At 45.9% G+C, this 17,096-nt stretch carries 14 protein-coding genes; 11 read left to right on the forward strand and 3 right to left on the reverse strand.

Annotation, left to right across the window (positions count from 1 at the left end):
• Positions 1-33 precede the first annotated feature (33 nt).
• The 7 genes from QUA23_RS06850 to QUA23_RS06880 all read left to right on the forward strand — a co-directional run bounded on the left by QUA23_RS06850 (position 34) and on the right by QUA23_RS06880 (position 8,725).
• Positions 34-2,814 carry a Z1 domain-containing protein gene (locus QUA23_RS06850; RefSeq protein WP_333075277.1) on the forward strand — a complete coding sequence of 927 codons (2,781 nt, stop codon included), beginning with the start codon at positions 34-36 and terminating at the stop codon, positions 2,812-2,814.
• Positions 2,811-3,821 carry a PD-(D/E)XK motif protein gene (locus QUA23_RS06855; protein ID WP_333075279.1) on the forward strand — a complete coding sequence of 337 codons (1,011 nt, stop codon included), beginning with the start codon at positions 2,811-2,813 and terminating at the stop codon, positions 3,819-3,821. The genes QUA23_RS06850 and QUA23_RS06855 overlap by 4 nt, the downstream gene beginning before the upstream one ends.
• Positions 3,822-4,029: 208 nt before the next feature.
• On the forward strand, positions 4,030-4,626 hold the full coding sequence (locus QUA23_RS06860; protein ID WP_333075280.1) for a Uma2 family endonuclease: 597 nt from the start codon (positions 4,030-4,032) through the stop codon (positions 4,624-4,626).
• 307 nt (positions 4,627-4,933) lie between these two features.
• Positions 4,934-6,394, forward strand: coding sequence for a DUF1565 domain-containing protein (locus tag QUA23_RS06865; RefSeq protein ID WP_333075281.1), 1,461 nt, complete (start codon positions 4,934-4,936; stop codon positions 6,392-6,394).
• 202 nt (positions 6,395-6,596) lie between these two features.
• Positions 6,597-6,932, forward strand: coding sequence for a photosystem II reaction center protein Psb28 (gene psb28 / locus QUA23_RS06870; protein WP_333075282.1), 336 nt, complete (start codon positions 6,597-6,599; stop codon positions 6,930-6,932).
• 83 nt (positions 6,933-7,015) lie between these two features.
• On the forward strand, positions 7,016-7,522 hold the full coding sequence (locus QUA23_RS06875) for a MogA/MoaB family molybdenum cofactor biosynthesis protein (protein WP_006632696.1): 507 nt from the start codon (positions 7,016-7,018) through the stop codon (positions 7,520-7,522).
• A gap of 273 nt (positions 7,523-7,795) precedes the next feature.
• Positions 7,796-8,725 carry a methylated-DNA--[protein]-cysteine S-methyltransferase gene (locus QUA23_RS06880; protein WP_333075283.1) on the forward strand — a complete coding sequence of 310 codons (930 nt, stop codon included), beginning with the start codon at positions 7,796-7,798 and terminating at the stop codon, positions 8,723-8,725.
• A 167-nt stretch (positions 8,726-8,892) separates the two neighbouring features.
• On the opposite strand, the gene QUA23_RS06885 is transcribed toward QUA23_RS06880, so the two are convergent.
• On the reverse strand, positions 8,893-9,117 hold the full coding sequence (locus QUA23_RS06885; RefSeq protein ID WP_333075284.1) for a DUF433 domain-containing protein: 225 nt from the start codon (positions 9,115-9,117) through the stop codon (positions 8,893-8,895).
• A gap of 295 nt (positions 9,118-9,412) precedes the next feature.
• On the opposite strand from QUA23_RS06885, the gene QUA23_RS06890 reads away from it, so the two are divergent.
• Positions 9,413-10,765, forward strand: coding sequence for a cytochrome P450 (locus tag QUA23_RS06890; RefSeq protein WP_333075285.1), 1,353 nt, complete (start codon positions 9,413-9,415; stop codon positions 10,763-10,765).
• A gap of 32 nt (positions 10,766-10,797) precedes the next feature.
• On the opposite strand, the gene QUA23_RS06895 is transcribed toward QUA23_RS06890, so the two are convergent.
• Both QUA23_RS06895 and QUA23_RS06900 read right to left on the reverse strand, forming a co-directional pair.
• A complete protein-coding gene (locus tag QUA23_RS06895) occupies positions 10,798-11,121 on the reverse strand; it encodes a hypothetical protein (protein ID WP_333075286.1) in 324 nt (107 codons plus the stop codon).
• Positions 11,122-11,424: 303 nt separating this feature from the next.
• The gene (locus QUA23_RS06900; protein WP_333075287.1) at positions 11,425-12,360 is read right to left on the reverse strand and encodes a class I SAM-dependent methyltransferase; all 936 of its coding nucleotides are present in this window, start codon (positions 12,358-12,360) and stop codon (positions 11,425-11,427) included.
• A 333-nt stretch (positions 12,361-12,693) separates the two neighbouring features.
• On the opposite strand from QUA23_RS06900, the gene QUA23_RS06905 reads away from it, so the two are divergent.
• The 3 genes from QUA23_RS06905 (at position 12,694) to QUA23_RS06915 (ending at position 17,085) form a co-directional block, all read left to right on the forward strand.
• The gene (locus QUA23_RS06905; protein WP_333075289.1) at positions 12,694-13,596 is read left to right on the forward strand and encodes a hypothetical protein; all 903 of its coding nucleotides are present in this window, start codon (positions 12,694-12,696) and stop codon (positions 13,594-13,596) included.
• A 219-nt stretch (positions 13,597-13,815) separates the two neighbouring features.
• Positions 13,816-14,757 carry a glutathione S-transferase family protein gene (locus QUA23_RS06910; RefSeq protein ID WP_333075321.1) on the forward strand — a complete coding sequence of 314 codons (942 nt, stop codon included), beginning with the start codon at positions 13,816-13,818 and terminating at the stop codon, positions 14,755-14,757.
• A gap of 1,077 nt (positions 14,758-15,834) precedes the next feature.
• Entirely contained in the window at positions 15,835-17,085 is a 1,251-nt protein-coding gene (locus QUA23_RS06915; RefSeq protein WP_333075290.1) for an MFS transporter, read from the forward strand.
• The last annotated feature ends 11 nt before the right edge of the window (positions 17,086-17,096 follow it).

Here is a 17,096-nt window from a genome sequence, read left to right on the forward strand (position 1 = left end):
CAACTAAAAGCAGACAAATGGAGGAAACCTAAAATGAACGATTATGAGATGGCTCGGCAGCTAACCCAAGTTTACTTGAAAAACCAACAGACACCCACCCGACAAATCATTCAGGAAAAAGTTAAATCTGTTCTCACCATGCTCAGTAACGATAATGGTCGTACATTTGAGGTAGAGGAGGAAAAGCTAGTCCGGGAACTTGAAACTCTTTGCAACATCAGGATGGGTCTAGGTACTGTACTAGAAAATAAAAAAGAGGATCACATCCCTTGGTTGGCTGACCGCAACAGTGAAATTAATTGGGATTTCTGGAACCGTTATGAACGTTATTTGGAGGAAGAAAAGGGCTGGGCACGAGCAACAACCAGTGGTTTAGATCAGTTGACAAACTCTATTCTTGAACGCCTAGAGACCCCCTTGCGTCCAGGAGCTTGGGATCGGAGAGGAATGGTTGTTGGACAGGTTCAGTCTGGAAAAACAGCAAACTATACTGGTCTGATCTGCAAGGCGGTTGATGCAGGATATAAACTGATTATTGTGCTTGCTGGTATCCAGAACAGCTTGCGGAGCCAGACGCAACTTCGTTTAGATGAAGGTTTTCTCGGACGCGATTCACAGGTTAACAGAGCTTTCGATAGAGGGCAAAATTCCTTGATGGGTGCCGGAAAAATCCTTACTGAAAAGTTGCTGATTGCTCATTCAGCTACAAGCAGTGCTGAGAAAGGTGATTTTAACCAGCGGGTAGCAAATCAGAATGGGACAATTCCAGGCGGTGCAGATCCAGTTCTGCTTGTTGTTAAAAAGAACAAATCTGTACTGACTAATCTTCTGAAATGGGCATTGAACGTTCGCGGGATTGTGAATGAAGAATCAGGAAAACGAATTGTCAGAGGAGTTCCGTTACTCGTCATTGATGACGAGGCCGACAATGCCTCGATCAACACAAATCCCCCACTATTCGATGAAAATGGCAAAGTTCAGGAAGAGTATGATGTTTCAGCAATCAATGGATTAATCAGGAAGCTCCTTTACAGTTTTGAAAAGAGTGCTTATGTGGGTTACACAGCGACACCATTTGCTAACATATTCATCTATCCAGACCCAGAGAAAAAAAATCCCGAATTTGGAGAGGATCTCTTTCCACGTAGTTTTATTATCAACCTACCTGCACCATCAAACTACATCGGCCCAGTGCAGATATTTGGACTGGACACCGAGCCGGCTATTGGTCCTGAAGCATCAAAAGCTTTGCGTATCATCCGAACAGTGGAAGACCAAAAAGAATGGATGCCGGACAAACACAAAAAAGGTCACGTTCCGGGTGAACTTCCAGGGTCTCTAAAGCAGGCAATTAGGGCGTTTATTCTTTGTTGCGCTGCAAGAATTGTGCGAGGACAGGAGAACGAACACAACTCCATGCTAGTTCATGTCGCCCGTTTTACGGCTGTCCAATCCGAGGTAGCAAAGCAAGTCAAAGACGAGTTGACTTCTCTACAAAAACGACTGCGATACGGCGACAGCAACGCACCAGGCAAACTAGAGGAAGAATTTGAGCAGTTATGGAAAGAAGACTTTGTGCCAACGACTTCATTCATACTCTCATCTATAGCTGATCCAAAACTAACTTCAGTTTCTTGGCAAGAAGTCAAACCTTTACTGCACCGGGCTGCCTCTAAGATTCAGGTTAAGAAAATAAACGGCACAGCCAAAGATGTACTAGACTACGGGGAACACAAAGACAAAGGGTTAAGCGTTATTGCGATCGGCGGTGATAAATTGTCTCGTGGTCTAACCTTGGAAGGTCTAAGTGTCAGCTATTATCTCCGAGCATCAAAAATGTACGACACCCTGATGCAGATGGGTCGATGGTTTGGATACAGACCGGGATATATCGATCTTTGCCGATTGTACACAACTGATGAGCTAATTGAATGGTACGAACACATCACTGTTGCCAGTGAGGAACTCCGGCAGGAGTTTGACTATATGGCTGATGCCGGAGCGACACCTGATGAATTCGGTTTAAAAGTTCGCACGCACCCGCAGGGTTTGGTAATTACTGGGGCGAATAAGATGAAGACTGGTACTGTCATGCGACTGTCTTACACCAGAACCCTCAGCGAGACCACAATTTTACACAAAGATGAGAATATAAATCGGAAAAATCTTAAGGTCACAGAAGAACTACTGAGAAGCCTTGGCTCATCTCCCAGACAAGAAAAGGGTAACTATATCTGGGCGGAGGTTCCTTCTGAAAAAGTCATTGAGTTTCTGTCAGGTTATCAATCTCACGATAATTGTAAACTGGCAAATACTTCACTCCTCGTCAAATACATCAACGCTCAACTCCCGCATGAACTTACCTCTTGGACTGTCGTTCTTATCTCAAGTAATCGAGCCAAAAATAAGAGAAATATTGCCGGAAATGAAGTTGGTTTAACTTTGCGTAGGGATGCCTCTTCTGAATCTTCTCACGAATATCGTCTCATCAAGTCTCGCCTACTGAGTCCAACCGATGAATGGCTCGATCTCTCTCAAGAAACTCGTGACGAAATTCTCGAAATCACCCGGCGGCGGCGAGCAGAAGCTGGTAAACCACCAAGTTCTAGTAATACGCCTGATGGAAAAACTCTGCGTTCCAAGCGTCCCCCAACAAACGGCTTACTGCTGCTTTATCCACTAGATCCAGAAGAAATCAAGTCGGAAATTCCTGTCATCGGTTTTGTGGTAAGTTTCCCCGATAGCAAAACAGCCCAGATGGTCGAATATATGGTTAACAATCCTTACTGGCAACAGGAGTTTGGTCAGCCATGACGGTGCAAAATACCTGGAAACTACTGGAAGAGGATACTGCAAGTGTACCTTCTGGCTATATCATCCGCCGCCTATTGCCAGAGGTTGCATACGATGTTTATCTCGCTATTGAAAGACCTTCTAATGCACGTTTGCTGATGATGCGGGTGAGTCAAAAATCAATCGGTAAAATTGCTGTTTTTCCTAATTCTAACTGCTTTGAGGTTAGGCGCGTAGCCCTGCAAGGTGATGATGATGCCCAGGTCACCCTGCAACTGGTACTTATTAACTCGCGTTACAGCGATATCTTTACAACATTAGTACAGGATATTGTTGATGCAATTGCCCCAATTGCGGATGAGCAAAACGCTGTAGGGGCTTTCTTTACCCGTCTGCGGCGATGGCAAGCATTCTTAGAAAAACATAACCCTGAAGGACTTAGCCAAGCGGAACAGCAAGGATTATATGGTGAACTCTGGTTTTTGCTACAGGTTGTTATTCCTCAAATTGGCTCTCGCCAAGGAGTCAAATGCTGGACGGGTGCAAAAGGAACTCAACAAGATTTCCAGTTTCAACACTGTGCTGTTGAAGTCAAAACTACTACAGCTAAACAGCATCAGAAACTAGCGATCTCCAGCGAACGGCAACTAGATGATACGGGCACGGGCGCACTGATTTTACTGCACCTATCCCTTGATGCTAGACAAAAACGAGGTGAATCTCTACCGGATATTGTCGCCAGTCTTAGATCACTTCTAGAAAACGACCCTATAGCCAAAGAAGAATTAGAAATACTCCTTTTTGAAGTTGGCTATCTGGATATACATATTCCCTACTATGAACAAATTGGCTATACCCCACGAGAAGTTAACTATTTCAAAGTCGAGAGAGATTTTCCCAGAATTATTGAATCGGATATCCGAAATGGCGTTGGCGATGTTCGCTACACTATCAGCGTTGCCGAGTGCCGACGCTTTTCAATACCAGAATTAGATGTAATTTCTCTAATCAGCGGCAGCCATGAGTGAACAAGCCAAATTAATACCGAATCTGCTCCTAATCCCATTTGCTGCCCTTGAGGGCTATATTTCAAAATTAAGACTCGCGTCGCTCCTGTTATATTCAAAAACCAGAAAGAACTGTTCGGATTCCTCAGCTACAATTGCTGCATGGCTCTTCTTTAGGAGCGATCGCACAATGCGTTATAATGCCGATAGGAGATAATGGTGCGGGTCAATGACACAAGTTCTCGATCGGGAAACTCTCGATGGGCGAGTGGTGCTCAACGGCACTTGGGAGCAATTCAAGTTAATCCAGAAGGTTTCGGAAGATTCCCCTGGCATAAAGTTGTCTTTTTTCGCAGGGGCGATCGAGATTCTGATGCCGGGATTCCAACACGAAAATTTTTCTGAAATCATTGGTTACTTGGTGACCACTTTTCTGCTGCAACAAGGTATTAAGTTTTACCCTTCTGGTTCAATGACGCAGGAGAAGACGGGAGAAGCTTCTACTCAAGCAGACAAATCGTTTTGTTTGGGAGAACCTAAGTTGATTCCCGATTTGTCGATCGAGGTGGTTTATACTAGCGGTGGACTGAGCAAGTTGCCAAAATATAGGGCTTTGGGCGTGCCTGAAATCTGGTTTTGGGAAGATGGCACGCTGCGGCTGTATCATCTCCGCGAAGATGGCTACGAGCAAGTAATTCAGAGTCAACTGTCAGGATTGGAAACGCTGGATATCGATTTGCTAAGACGCTGCATTTTAATGGGTGAAACGGATTTGGCTGAAGCGGTTAAGGTTTTTGGCCAGGGAATCTCGATCGATATTACATGACAGCAAGACGTTCGATTTTCCTAATTGGCGCTCGAAATTTTAGTGGTTTTGGCAACATCTGGAAAAAATAGCATCCCCACATCCCGGACTTCTTAAATAAGTCTGGTTCTGCTGTTGCTGGGAACGAGAAATACAGTCTTTTGTAGGGGCAATCCCCCTGCTGTTGCCACTCCTGAGAGGTAATGTTGCGGATATCGGGCAATTAAATAATCTCCGCAATCAAAGGTGAATATAAATCCGGGGTAAAGTTCGCAGACAATGAAAATTGCACAAAAGCTTGATCGCCAATTATCTCTTTAACAAAAACATGGCAACACTTTACGTCAACCCGCAAACAGGCAGTGATGCCGGAGCGGGCACCCAATCGGCCCCATTCAAAACTATAGCCCGCGCGATCGCCCGCGCTGCATCGGGAAGCACTATTGAGTTAGCACCGGGAATTTACAGCGCTGCTAGTGGCGAAAAATTCCCCTTGGAAATTCCCTCTGGAGTAAAAGTTATTGGCAATGAAGCTAACAAAGGTAGAGGCATTCTGATTCAAGGCAGCGGCAAATTTGTCAGTCCCACCGCTGCGGGCCAAAATATCACGATACTGCTAGCAACTAATTCGGAATTGCGCGGAGTAACTGTTACTAATCTCGATAGTCGCGGCACAGGAGTCTGGATTGAGTCAACTTCTCCGACTGTGGCTAACTGCACTTTCACACTTTGTAAGGGCGAAGGCGTTTTTGCCACGGGCACTGCTAATCCTGCGATTCTCGACAACATATTTGTGGAAAACTCAGCCGCTGGCGTAATTACGGCGGGAACTGCTAAAGGAGCAATACGGCGCAATATTTTTCAAAAGACGGGTTTCGGCATTTCTCTGCAAGCTCAGTCGGCTCCTTTGATTGCTAATAACCAAATTTTGGAAAATCGATCCGGTATCGTTTTAGCGGGGGAATCTCAGCCGATTTTGCGTAAGAATCGCATTGAAAAAAATACCGAAGACGGTTTGACTGCGGTGGGGAAGTCGCTGCCAGATATTGGTACTGCTCAAGATTTGGGCGGCAATATTTTTCAAAATAACGGTGAATTAGACTTGCAAAACGCGACTGGGGTTAAGATTTCTGCGGTGGGAAATCAGCTCAATTCTTCGCGGGTGAAAGGTTTATTTGATTTGGGCAATGTGACGCCAACTCCGACTCCTGGCAAGCTACAGTTTAGTGACATCACCACGCATTGGGCCAAGGATTTTATCGATCGCTTGGCAAAGATGAATATTGTTAGCGGGTTTCCCAACGGCACTTTTCAACCTTACGAGATTGTAACTAGAGCTCAGTATGCGGCTATGCTGGCGAAGGCGTTTGAATTGGTGCCGCGCCGTGAGGCGACGGTTTTTAAGGATGTGGCGCCGGATTTTTGGGCCAAGGGAGCGATCGACCAAGCTAATCGAGCTGGCTTTTTGGCTGGATATCCAGACAGCACGTTTCGCCCGGAGCAGAATTTGACTAGAGTTCAGGCGATCGTTTCTTTGGTAAACGGCTTGCAGTTGGCGGGGGGCAACCCTAATTCTTTGAGCGTTTATGTCGATCGAGCTCAGATTCCCAGTTTTGCCACCGACGAGATAGCAACCGCCACAGAGCGCAAAATCGTGGTCAACTATCCCGCGCGCGAAAAGTTTTCTCCCGCCCACGACATCACCCGTGGCGAGATATCCGCCCTCATCTACCAAACTCTGGTAGCCACAAACCGAACCGAGCCCATTAACTCTCCCTACATCGTCTGAGGGAATTAGGAGACAAGGGAGAGGATAACTTCTTGGGGTACAAAGAACCAACCCATATCCTCTCGCCCTTGTCACCGATTGCCTCACTCTTACCCACTCTCACCCACTCCCACTCTCCCAAGTCTTGATTTGCGAGTACCCGAATCGTTTTATGATTAAACATTAAGAAATTAAGCAATCCTTAAGGTTCGAGTGTCAGATTATGGCTAAAATTCAATTTTCTCGGGGTATAGACGAAGATGTTGTGCCCGAAGTGCGCCTAACCCGTTCTAAAAGCGGAGAGCAAGGCACTGCCACGTTTCTCTTTGAAAATCCCAAAGCTCTCAGCAGCACCAGTACCGAAGACATTACTGGAATGTACCTGATCGACGACGAAGGCGAACTCCTCACTCGCGAGGTTAAGGCTAAGTTCATCAACGGTCAGCCTGCGGGTTTGGAAGCTCTTTATATAATGAAAAGTTCCGCTGAATGGGATCGATTTATCCGTTTCATGGAACGCTACTCGGAAGCAAACGGTTTAGGATTTAGCAAGGCATAATGGGTAGTTGGTAATTGGTAATTGGTAATTGGTAATTAGCCGATCGCCGGTTGCCGGTTGCCGATTGCTTAGAAGAAGAAACTATGACGCAAATTCCTCACCCCGACTTATCTAAAATAACCGTAAACTGCGCTATCATTACTGTTAGCGACACGCGCTCCGCTGAAACCGACAATAGTGGCTTGTTAACTAAGAAGCTGCTAAAAGATGCGGGTCACTCGGTGGTAGCTTACACTGTTGTTAAAGATGATGCGGCCAAAATTGTATTGCAAATGCAGGCGTTTTCCCAGCGTGAAGATGTGGATGCAATCATTTTTAACGGCGGCACGGGCATCGCTCCCCGAGATACGACTTATGATGTGATGGAGAGTTTGCTAGACAGGATTTTACCAGGATTTGGTGAGATATTTCGGTTTTTGAGCTATCAAGAAATTGGTTCGAGGGCGATCGCCTCTCGCGCAGTTGCAGGCGTGTATCAAGGCAAGTTAGTCTTTTCTCTTCCGGGCTCTAGCAATGGCGTGAAACTAGCTGTGGAAAAGCTAATTTTACCAGAATTAGTTCACTTGGTGACGCAGTTGCGCGGTGGGTGAGGGCGAAAGTTCGGTTAATTGATTGACAATCAAGCAATTTGGTTACAAGCCCCCCGATTCATCTGCGGATCGAGAAAAAAGCTCGCTCATCCTCATCGCCAGCCCCTGGGTCGATCGGTGAGGTAGCTTTCTTCAATCTCTTCAATCTCTTCAATCTCTTCAATCTAAAATCTACTGACTAAATTCACCGCAAGAAACGGGTGGCTTTGAGCCTGCTCTATGGCTAAAGTGAGGAAACATCAAAATTCCCTTGACTTACACTAGATGATTTCGATGCAGAATGCGAGTGTCTATGCTAGCGAAGATTATCACCGGATTGCTCGGGCGATCGCCTTTATGCGACAACACCACCTAAACCAGCCCAATCTGGCAACTGTGGCCCAACACATAGGACTGAGTGAATATCATTTTCAACGGCTATTTACTCAATGGGTCGGCATTAGCCCCAAGCGGTTTTTGCAATATCTGACAGTTGAATATGCCAAGTCAAAAATCACTCAGACTAAAAGCCTTCTAGACCTAACATTGGACGTGAGACTATCGAGTCCCGGACGATTGCACGATTTATTTGTGAACTTAGAAGCAATGTCACCAGGGGAGTTCAAAGCAGGCGGAGCAGGTTTGCAAATTCGCTATGGCATTCACGATACCCCTTTTGGCAAATCTCTAATCGCGACAACTACCCGCGGTATTTGTAATCTTTATTTCTTGGATACAACAGACGAACAAACTGCCGAACAAAGACTGCGATTGGCATGGAAAAACGCTGAAATCATTCGTGATGAGCAAACCACTCAATCATTGTGTGACCTGATTTTCAATTCAGAAACTCTCAGCGAGCAAAAACCACTAACGCTCTTGGTAAAAGGCACTAACTTTCAGATTCAAGTTTGGCGAGCACTTTTGAAATTGCCATTTGGTGCGATCGCCACCTATCAAACTATAGCTCAAATGGTAGCTCGCCCAACTGCTGCTAGAGCTGTAGGAAATGCGATCGGTAACAATCCCATCGGCTATCTAATTCCGTGTCACCGAGTCATTCGAGAATCTGGAGAACTCGGTGGCTATGGCTGGGGAGTAGAGCGTAAAACGGTCATGTTAGGTTGGGAAGCTAGCCGTACAATCTGCGGAACCACCCTGGCAGAAATAGAGGGTTCTAACGGTGTAAATCACCTGCTGCAGACTACCTCCGCTAACACATAACCTCTGTGTGATCGGGTGCATGGGCGTTGTTTTGCTGCGTCGCCTAGAGAACTTTTAATAACCTCCGACTTCAATCACCGTTCTTTTTTCCCGACCATCCCATCTCAACAACTGTGCGTATCTCGTAATCAGCAAGTTCACGCTTTAAAGGTCGTGGGGCACATTTATCAAGCAGGATTCGCATAGGCTGTCAGCATTTCCTTTGCTAATTCAAGAGCTGCAATTGTTTGTTCCCGACTGACACTAGGGAAATGGTCTAGAAATACCTCTAATGAATCACCAGCCTCAATATAATCAAGTAGGATTCTCATTGGTACACGAGTCCCAACAAAAACCGGGGTTCCCCCCAGAATATCGGGGTCGCTATGAACAACACGGGATGTTAATGTCATAACAAATTCAGCTAACCGGCTACCAGCTTTTACAACAACTGTATCCCAAAGTTATTTGATTTTCGTGAGCATAATGCCCAAACGATCGCTAGCATCCATTTCATCTAAACCTACAACTGTTAGCAGTTTAGGCTGGGAAGCTAGCCATACAATCTGCGATCGATACCGATAGCATTACTATTTTTGCTACTGGCCTTCGCAATCGATCGCAGATAAATTTCAGGCTGCAAGGTCGATCGAAAACTTCGGAGTATGTCAAAATACACTAGAAATATTGTGTTTCGCCAGTTTTGCAATGACGCTGCCTACCGGATCTCGTTCTCCTGCTTTGTTCCAAACGCTTTCGCTGGTAGCTGACCCGATCGCATTTTTCGATCGCTACTCTGCCAAATACGGCGATACATTTACCGCCCGCGTGTTGGGGCCCTCTTCGCCCCCCGTGGTGTTTCTGGGCCGTCCAGAAGCGATTCAGGCGGTGTTTACGACGTTAGCTGATGCCTTTGAGTTTGGCAAAGTCACCAACGTATTTCGCCCGCTGGTGGGAAATGAATCCCTCATTATGAATGAAGGGCCGCGACATCTGCGACAGCGACAGCTATTAATGCCCGCCCTGCATCGGGAACAGTTGCACAGTCAAGGGCATTTGATTGTTGATTTGACGAAAAAGCAGACGATCGACTGGAAAGCCCCAGATGCGATCGCAGTCCGCGAAGAAATGTCAGAAATTTCGCTGCAAGTAATCTTGCAAGTCGTGTTTGGATTAGTGCCGGGAGAGCGCTACGAACGGCTGAAACAATTGCTCAGCAACCTTTTAGAGGCGATTACCTCTGAACTGTACTCGATGCAATTTTTCTTTGAACCGTTGCAGCAAAATTTGGGGCCTTGGAGCCCGTGGGGGCAGTTTTTGCAGCAGATGGTGCAGATTGACTCGCTGATTTATGCGGAAATTGCCGAGAGGCGATCGCATTCTCTCGATTCGTCTCGCACGGATATTCTGTCGGTGTTGATGATGGCCCGCGACGACAGCGGCGAATCCCTCGGCGATCGAGAATTGCGCGATCAGTTGATGACGCTGTTGTTATTGGGGCATGAAACGACTGGATCGGCGTTGACTTGGGCGTTTTACTGGCTGCATCAGTTTCCCGAATGTCTCGCTAGATTGCGGCAGGAATTGGATGAATTGGGCGAGAATCCCGATCCGATCGCACTTTCGCAGTCGCCCTACTTAACAGCAGTCTGCAAGGAAGCGCTGCGGGTTTATCCAATTGCCTTAATTTCGCAGCCGCGCAAGGTGAAACGGACGATCGAACTCGAAAGCTATACATATCCACCGGGAACGATTTTAATCCCCTGTGTCTATTTGGCGCACCGTCGCCCTGAAACCTACGAAAATCCCGCTCAATTCAATCCCGATCGCTTTTTAGATCGCAAGTTTTCTGCCTCTGAATTTTTACCTTTTGGAGGCGGGAGTCGAAGCTGCATCGGGATGGCGTTATCGATGTTTGAAATGAAGCTGGTTTTAGCAACGGTGCTATCTTCCCGTGAGTTTGTATCGAATATCGATCGGCCTATTCGTCCGGCGCGCCGGGGAATCACCTTTGTGCCGCCCGATCGGTTTCGATTAACGGTTGTGGGCGATCGGCGTTAGATTCATTGAAAAGCCGTGTCAAGCAAGATATGTTATTCGATGAAAATCCCAGCAACTTTGTCTCCATTCATCGTCATGTGTACCACAAATTCATCTCCACCATCTTCAAAACTCAGCTTCCACAAATAAATCTGACAATTACCTTGTTTTAGCTCACCAAAATAATTAATTGAGTATCCCTTTTCCAGGCGGGAAGCGAGTTGCTCGCTAACATCGTCAAACATTTTTTGTGTAATGCTCGCTTTGTAGCCTGCATCGCCCACTGTTGTAAAAAGCTCGTAATTTTTCGATGCCGTGGCATCCAAGATAACCTGTAAACAATCAATTACCTTTTGAGAGGGGGCTGTCAAGTTCATGATGATGTCCTTTAGTTAGGGTTCGATCAAAATCAGTAACAAATGGCGCTGTTAATAGTTCCTACGTCGGTCTAATATCAAATCCGGTTGCATAGGAATTATTTATCAGTAGGGGGCGCGATCGCAGAAATTTTAAAATCCACAGATTAGACTATTTACACTCACGCACCACCCCAAGAACTGAATAATATCGATGCAACTTTACTATTTATAGCAGTTTTCAATCGAATTAAATAAAGACAGCTTTAGACACGGCAGTGCCGTGTCCTACCCGATATCTGTAGTGCACTATACTGAAAAGCGCTAGATTGCCTCAGCAACAATAGTGCGGTGTCGGACTGTATTGCAAGTGATTGTGGGCTGGGCAAAACCAGAATCAACTAAAGCTTGCTCAATATCCAACCCAAAATACTGATCCAAATAAGGCTCCGTACTCTTGAGCAAAGTCAAAATATAAGGAGGCATTTTGGCATAAATTTCCGACTGAGGATTCATATCCATAATTGTCAAGTGTCCGCCAACACGTAGCAAACGCCTCGCTTCCCGGAACACTTCTCTAGTAGCTTTCTGCGGCAATTCGTGACAAACTAGACAAATAGAAACTAAATCAAAAGCAGCCGCAGGCAAACCAGTAGATTCAGCAGCAGCGTGAACCCAAGTCGGAGACTTTTGATTGGAAAATTCAGATTCTCGCTGTTGGGAACGGTATTTAGCAACTGCTAAAAAATAAGGCGACAACTCCACCCCAGTCATCTTCGCTTCCGGGTAAACCTCCCCAAGAGCAAAGGTACTCATTCCTACACTGCATCCCAAATCAACAATATCCTGCGGTGAAGAAGCAATTTGAGATTTGATGACTTCGTGATAGCTGGCGCGGAGTTTAGCATCGCCTTCTGCACCTGCTTCCGGCCAAATTGTGGCGTGAACTGTACGGGCGGCAACTTCAACTTCTGTAGCAGATTCCCAACTCATATTACCTTTTTCATAAGCGTGAAATGAAGTTAGATAATATTTCGGGTAAACAAGATCGGGATTTTGGACGCTGAGCAATTCTGCATCCCAATTTCGAGCTAAAAGTGCTTGGGATTCTTGTCGCCAATGCACTCCGATTTTTTCGGCTCTTTTTATCATCATTTCCCGCGCTTGGTGCTTGGCTAAATCGGCAAAAGGTTTGATGGAGAGTACGCCGTTTACTAAGCGCGATGCTAATCCTGGAGTTGTGTTAACTGCAACAGTCATATTTTATGTTTTTCTATTTTGCGCCATTTATTTTAACACGTTTAGGCGATTTGGAGTCGGTCAGTATAATGAAACTTAACTTTGTGCTAGCGAGTGAAATGCAAATTTTTTGTGGAAAAGAGTTTTTTTAAATGAACCGCAGAGGGCGCAGAGAAAGCAGAGGAGCGAGAAGAGAGAAAAGATCAGAGGATTGCAAAACTAGATCTGGTCGTGTAATATTTATTTGCGCTTATCTAATTCTTTCTGGGGAATTAACCTGGAATCTGGAATCGGATTGGCAGAAGTTGGAGTATTTGGAAGAACACTTTAAATCTGGCTATTCAGGAGTTTGGGATGAGCAAATCTATTGTGGAATTGGTTGACAGTTTGCCGTCTGGTAGTGTCACTGTGAAGATGCTCAAATCTCTCGATTTTGTGGTTCCGGGCGAGTGGAACAATCTAACGGGTTTTGATAATACTATTGAAGCGGTTACAGGGGAAACAAAGCGCAAATTAGTTGGGAAAATTCGCGATCGCGCGATCGAGCTTTACGCCAACCCAAATGAGCCATATCAAGGCGTAGTCAGGCTTTACCAGTTAGCAGACAGCGCCGACAGTGCGTTAGGTGCAACGGCTATGGCGAATAAAATCGGCGAAAACATCGGCTTTCTTTCCTTTCTGAACCGCCTCACTCCAAAAGCTGACACCACTCAAACGATCGACTTGTGCGTCAAAGTGGCGATCGAGCTAATTGCCTTTTGCAAACTTAACAATATTTCCCTTGACAATGTGGGAAGCTTTGGTAATTATTTATCCCATTACAAAGGCGCATCTCTGATGCGGATGGCTGCTTTAGTTTGTGCTGACGGTTTAATTCCCCTTGGCCCGGACTTCATTAGAGTATCACAAAATACCCTAGGCGGATTAAATCCTTCAACCTTGCAGCAAAACTCAACATTCCAAAATATCAGCAACCTAATTCCGGGCGCAAATAATTCACAAAAGTTCGGATTTCTGACAGCAAGTTTCGCCTCAGCGCAAGGTTGGATGAACAATTTAGTACAGTCTCGTGGCTTAACTCCCGCCATAGTTTTAGGCCATCTCAAGCAATACATTGATGTTGCCGATGACAAATTGGATTATGTGGCCGCGTTTTTAGACATGACTACCAATTATTACGAACATACGGGAATTCAGACGGTTGCTCGCCGAGTGATCGATCGAGCTTATGCTGAAATAGCCTCTGGCAGAGACTAGAAAAGTCCTTCCCAGGTGAGGGAAAACAGCGAACAGCGAGGCAGAGCCTCTGGATATGCGTTCCCAGGCAGAGCCTGGGAACGAGCGAACAAACTTGGATCGCAATGTGAGTTAAAATAAGCAGATTATGTTTAGCAAACCTCTTTTAATCGCATTGTGAAAAACAAATCGCTTCCTTCATCCGTAACAGTCAAGCTAGGCAAATTTGTCTGGACATCAATGTGGCAATTAATGATGTCAAAACTAGCGCCACCCGATCGCACCGGAGCATACATTCGCCCCACCAGCAGTTTCCGCAACTTTGTCAGCACTGCACCAGACAACCCTCACGGGCCCGCTGCAGGACGGTATCGCCTCTTCGTGGGTACGGGATGCCCTTGGGCGCACCGCACTCTGGTGACGAGGGCGCTCAAAGGGCTTGAAGATGCGATATCGGTGTCGATTGTCTATCCCTCGGAAGGGGGAATGTGGGTGATGGAGTCGGAGACATTTGGCTGCAATACGATGCCGGAACTTTACCAGTTGGCTTTACCGGGCTATCAAGGGCGGTGTACGGTGCCGGTGCTGTGGGATGAGTCGAAAAAGACGATCGTCAATAACGAGAGTTCGGAAATTATTGTGATGCTAAACTCGGAGTTTAACGAGTTTGCTGGCAATCCTCAAATGGATCTTTATCCTCTGGATTTGCGATCGCAAATTGACGAGTGGAATGAGAAGATTTACCAATCGGTGAATAACGGCGTTTATCGCTGCGGTTTCGCGCAATCTCAAGCTGCTTATGACTCGGCTTGCAGTGAATTGTTTGCTGTTTTAGACGAGATCGATCGATCGCTCTTGAGGAGTCGTTACCTTTGTGGCGATCGGGTGACTTTAGCAGACGTGCGGCTTTTTACTACTCTATTCCGTTTTGATGCAGTTTACTACAGCTTGTTCAAATGCAATGTGCGCCGCATTCAAGATTACGAGCATTTGGGAGCTTATCTGCGCGACTTGTACCAGTTACCGGGAGTTGCTGGCACTTGCGATTTGGAGGCTGTGAAGCGCGATTATTACGGCAATTTGTTCCCGCTGAATCCCGGCTGCATTATCCCCGCTGGACCCGATCCGGCGAGTTTGCTCAAAGCTCACGATCGCGCACGACTCACAAACCGGGTTTCTTAACAAAATCGGGCGTGAAGATGCCAGAATAATCGAAAAAACCCGGTTTCTTGGATGCTTGGGCGATCGCGCAGGGAATCAGAAACCGGGTTTTTTCGATTGGCCTTTACAGACTAGCTTTTTCATTCAATTTAAATTTTAGGTCGCTCAATTAAAATTCTGGATTGGCTTTGTGACATTTTAGAGCGCGTTCTTCTGATGTCAGGGGATCGTAAGTTTTGTTGTTAGGAAAATCCTTTATATTAATGATATTCTTGAACTCACTGGTTCCCAAATTTCGCTTGCGATAATTTTTTCAACAAACAGGTTTCCGATTGTTCTTTGTTGTTCTGAGAATAGATTCATATTGCCCACAGTGTATTTTTTTTACATTTGCATATTTTTGAGAGTTTTTGATCGACATTTCTCAGAACAGACATATCTTTTTATTCACTTTCACACGGAGACTTATCAGTCAAAGGTAAAGTTTTTTTAAGTTCATAACTATGCAATTTTTTATGGACCCATCCTCTATTTTTATTCCTATCCATTCCGGCTTGGGGGCGGTGAAGGACACCAATAAGGATTAGTAGGAAATACAGATTCAGGGAACTGAAATATATTGTTTAATTTCTCAAATAGATAGATAAATGATGAGAGTATAACCAGAAATGGTGCGACAGATGGAAGGATTTGAAAATTTTGAATTTTATTTTGGATTCTTCTGAACCATCTGTTGTTTTGTAGGTTGTTTCGTGGTTCTATCATTAATGTCTCGAAAGTTACAAATATATTGAGTGATGTAGTGGCATCAGCCTGTTAAAATATGTCAAAACTGACTCATTGCGATCGTCAAAGATTGTTCATAGAAAGCCGGAAGACGCTCGTAATTCCTGACTTAGCACGCAAGGCGTAGGAATTACAACAGAAGTCTATTGATACTGACGTTTATAAGTTTTAATACAAGGTATCATGAAAAATTTTGATTTTTATGCAAATTTAGCCTAAATTCGGCTGGAGACAGTACAGATGGGGGATGAAGTTAACTGCACTGAAATTTTGAGATAGATTGATTGAAATGAGAAATAGCGAGTAAAGCTGATGTCACATTCACCGCCAAATCCCCGATCGCATCCACAGCAAAATCCACAATCTTGGGTAACCAAAATGACGCTGTTGTTAGCCAGCAGTCTCACAGTGATGGCCGGTGCCACGGTTTCTCCCGCACTGCCGGCAATGAAACAACATTTTGAAAGCGCGATCGCCGATGTCGATACTCGCACCACTTTAGTTAAACTAATCATCACCCTCCCCGCCCTATTTATTGTGATTGGTTCGCCCATTGTCGGGTTAATTGTCGATCGCTTTGGCCGCAAAGCCTTGTTACTGATCGCCACCCTGTTATATGGGTTAGCAGGCAGTTCGGGACTCTTTTTTGATAGCTTGACTGCTATTCTGGCGGGGCGTGCCATTCTGGGTTTGGCCGTAGCAGGCGTTATGGTGACAGCCACCACCCTAATTGCTGACTACTATAGTGGCCCCGCCCGTGCGGCATTTATGGGATTGCAAGCGGGATTTATGGGCTTGGGCGGCGTGCTGTTTCTGACATTGGGGGGAATACTGGCACAGCAAAACTGGCGCTATCCTTTTGTGATTTACCTGTTTGCCTGGTTGATCGTGCCCCTTATCCTGGTGTTTATTTTAGAACCAAATCGGACTGATGCTAGTATCCCTGGAGTAGAAGCGCCTACTGCAGAGGCACCGCCGAAGTCGATGCCTGTAGGGGTTCTGGCGATTGTTTACGGGTTGACGACGCTGAGTCAAGTTGCCTTTTATCTGATTCCCGTTCAATTGCCCTTTTTCTTGGAAACTTTGGTGCAGGCTTCCCCCTCACAAAGTGGGATGGCGATCGCACTTTGTACGCTATTGAGTGCGATCGCATCCCTCACCTATGGCAAATTCAAACAGCGCATGGAGTTTGTCACGTTTCTGCCCTTAATTTTTGGGTTGATGGGCATCGGCTATCTGTTAATCGGTCAATCCGCCAACTGGGCGCAGGTATTGACAGGGTTGGCTATTTCCGGGATGGGACTGGGAATTTTGATGCCTAACATGACGGTTTGGCTGAGTGCCGCTGTGCCCGAAGCGGTGAGAGGACGTGCCCTGGGAGGTTTGTCTACAGCGATGTTTCTGGGACAATTTTTATCTCCGATCGTGACTGGGCCGTTGACAAAGGCAGTAGGTTTGGGTGCAGTCTATGCCATCACCGGAGGGTTTTTGGCCATCGTGGCGATCGGATTTGCCGTATTTAAGGCCCAAATCCGTCGCCTGACTCGTAGCAGTGCGATCTAGTGCAGGGAGAG

Origin of the sequence: Microcoleus sp. Pol1C5 (assembly GCF_036701115.1) — a bacterium.
Taxonomy (GTDB): Bacteria; Cyanobacteriota; Cyanobacteriia; order Cyanobacteriales; family Microcoleaceae; genus Microcoleus.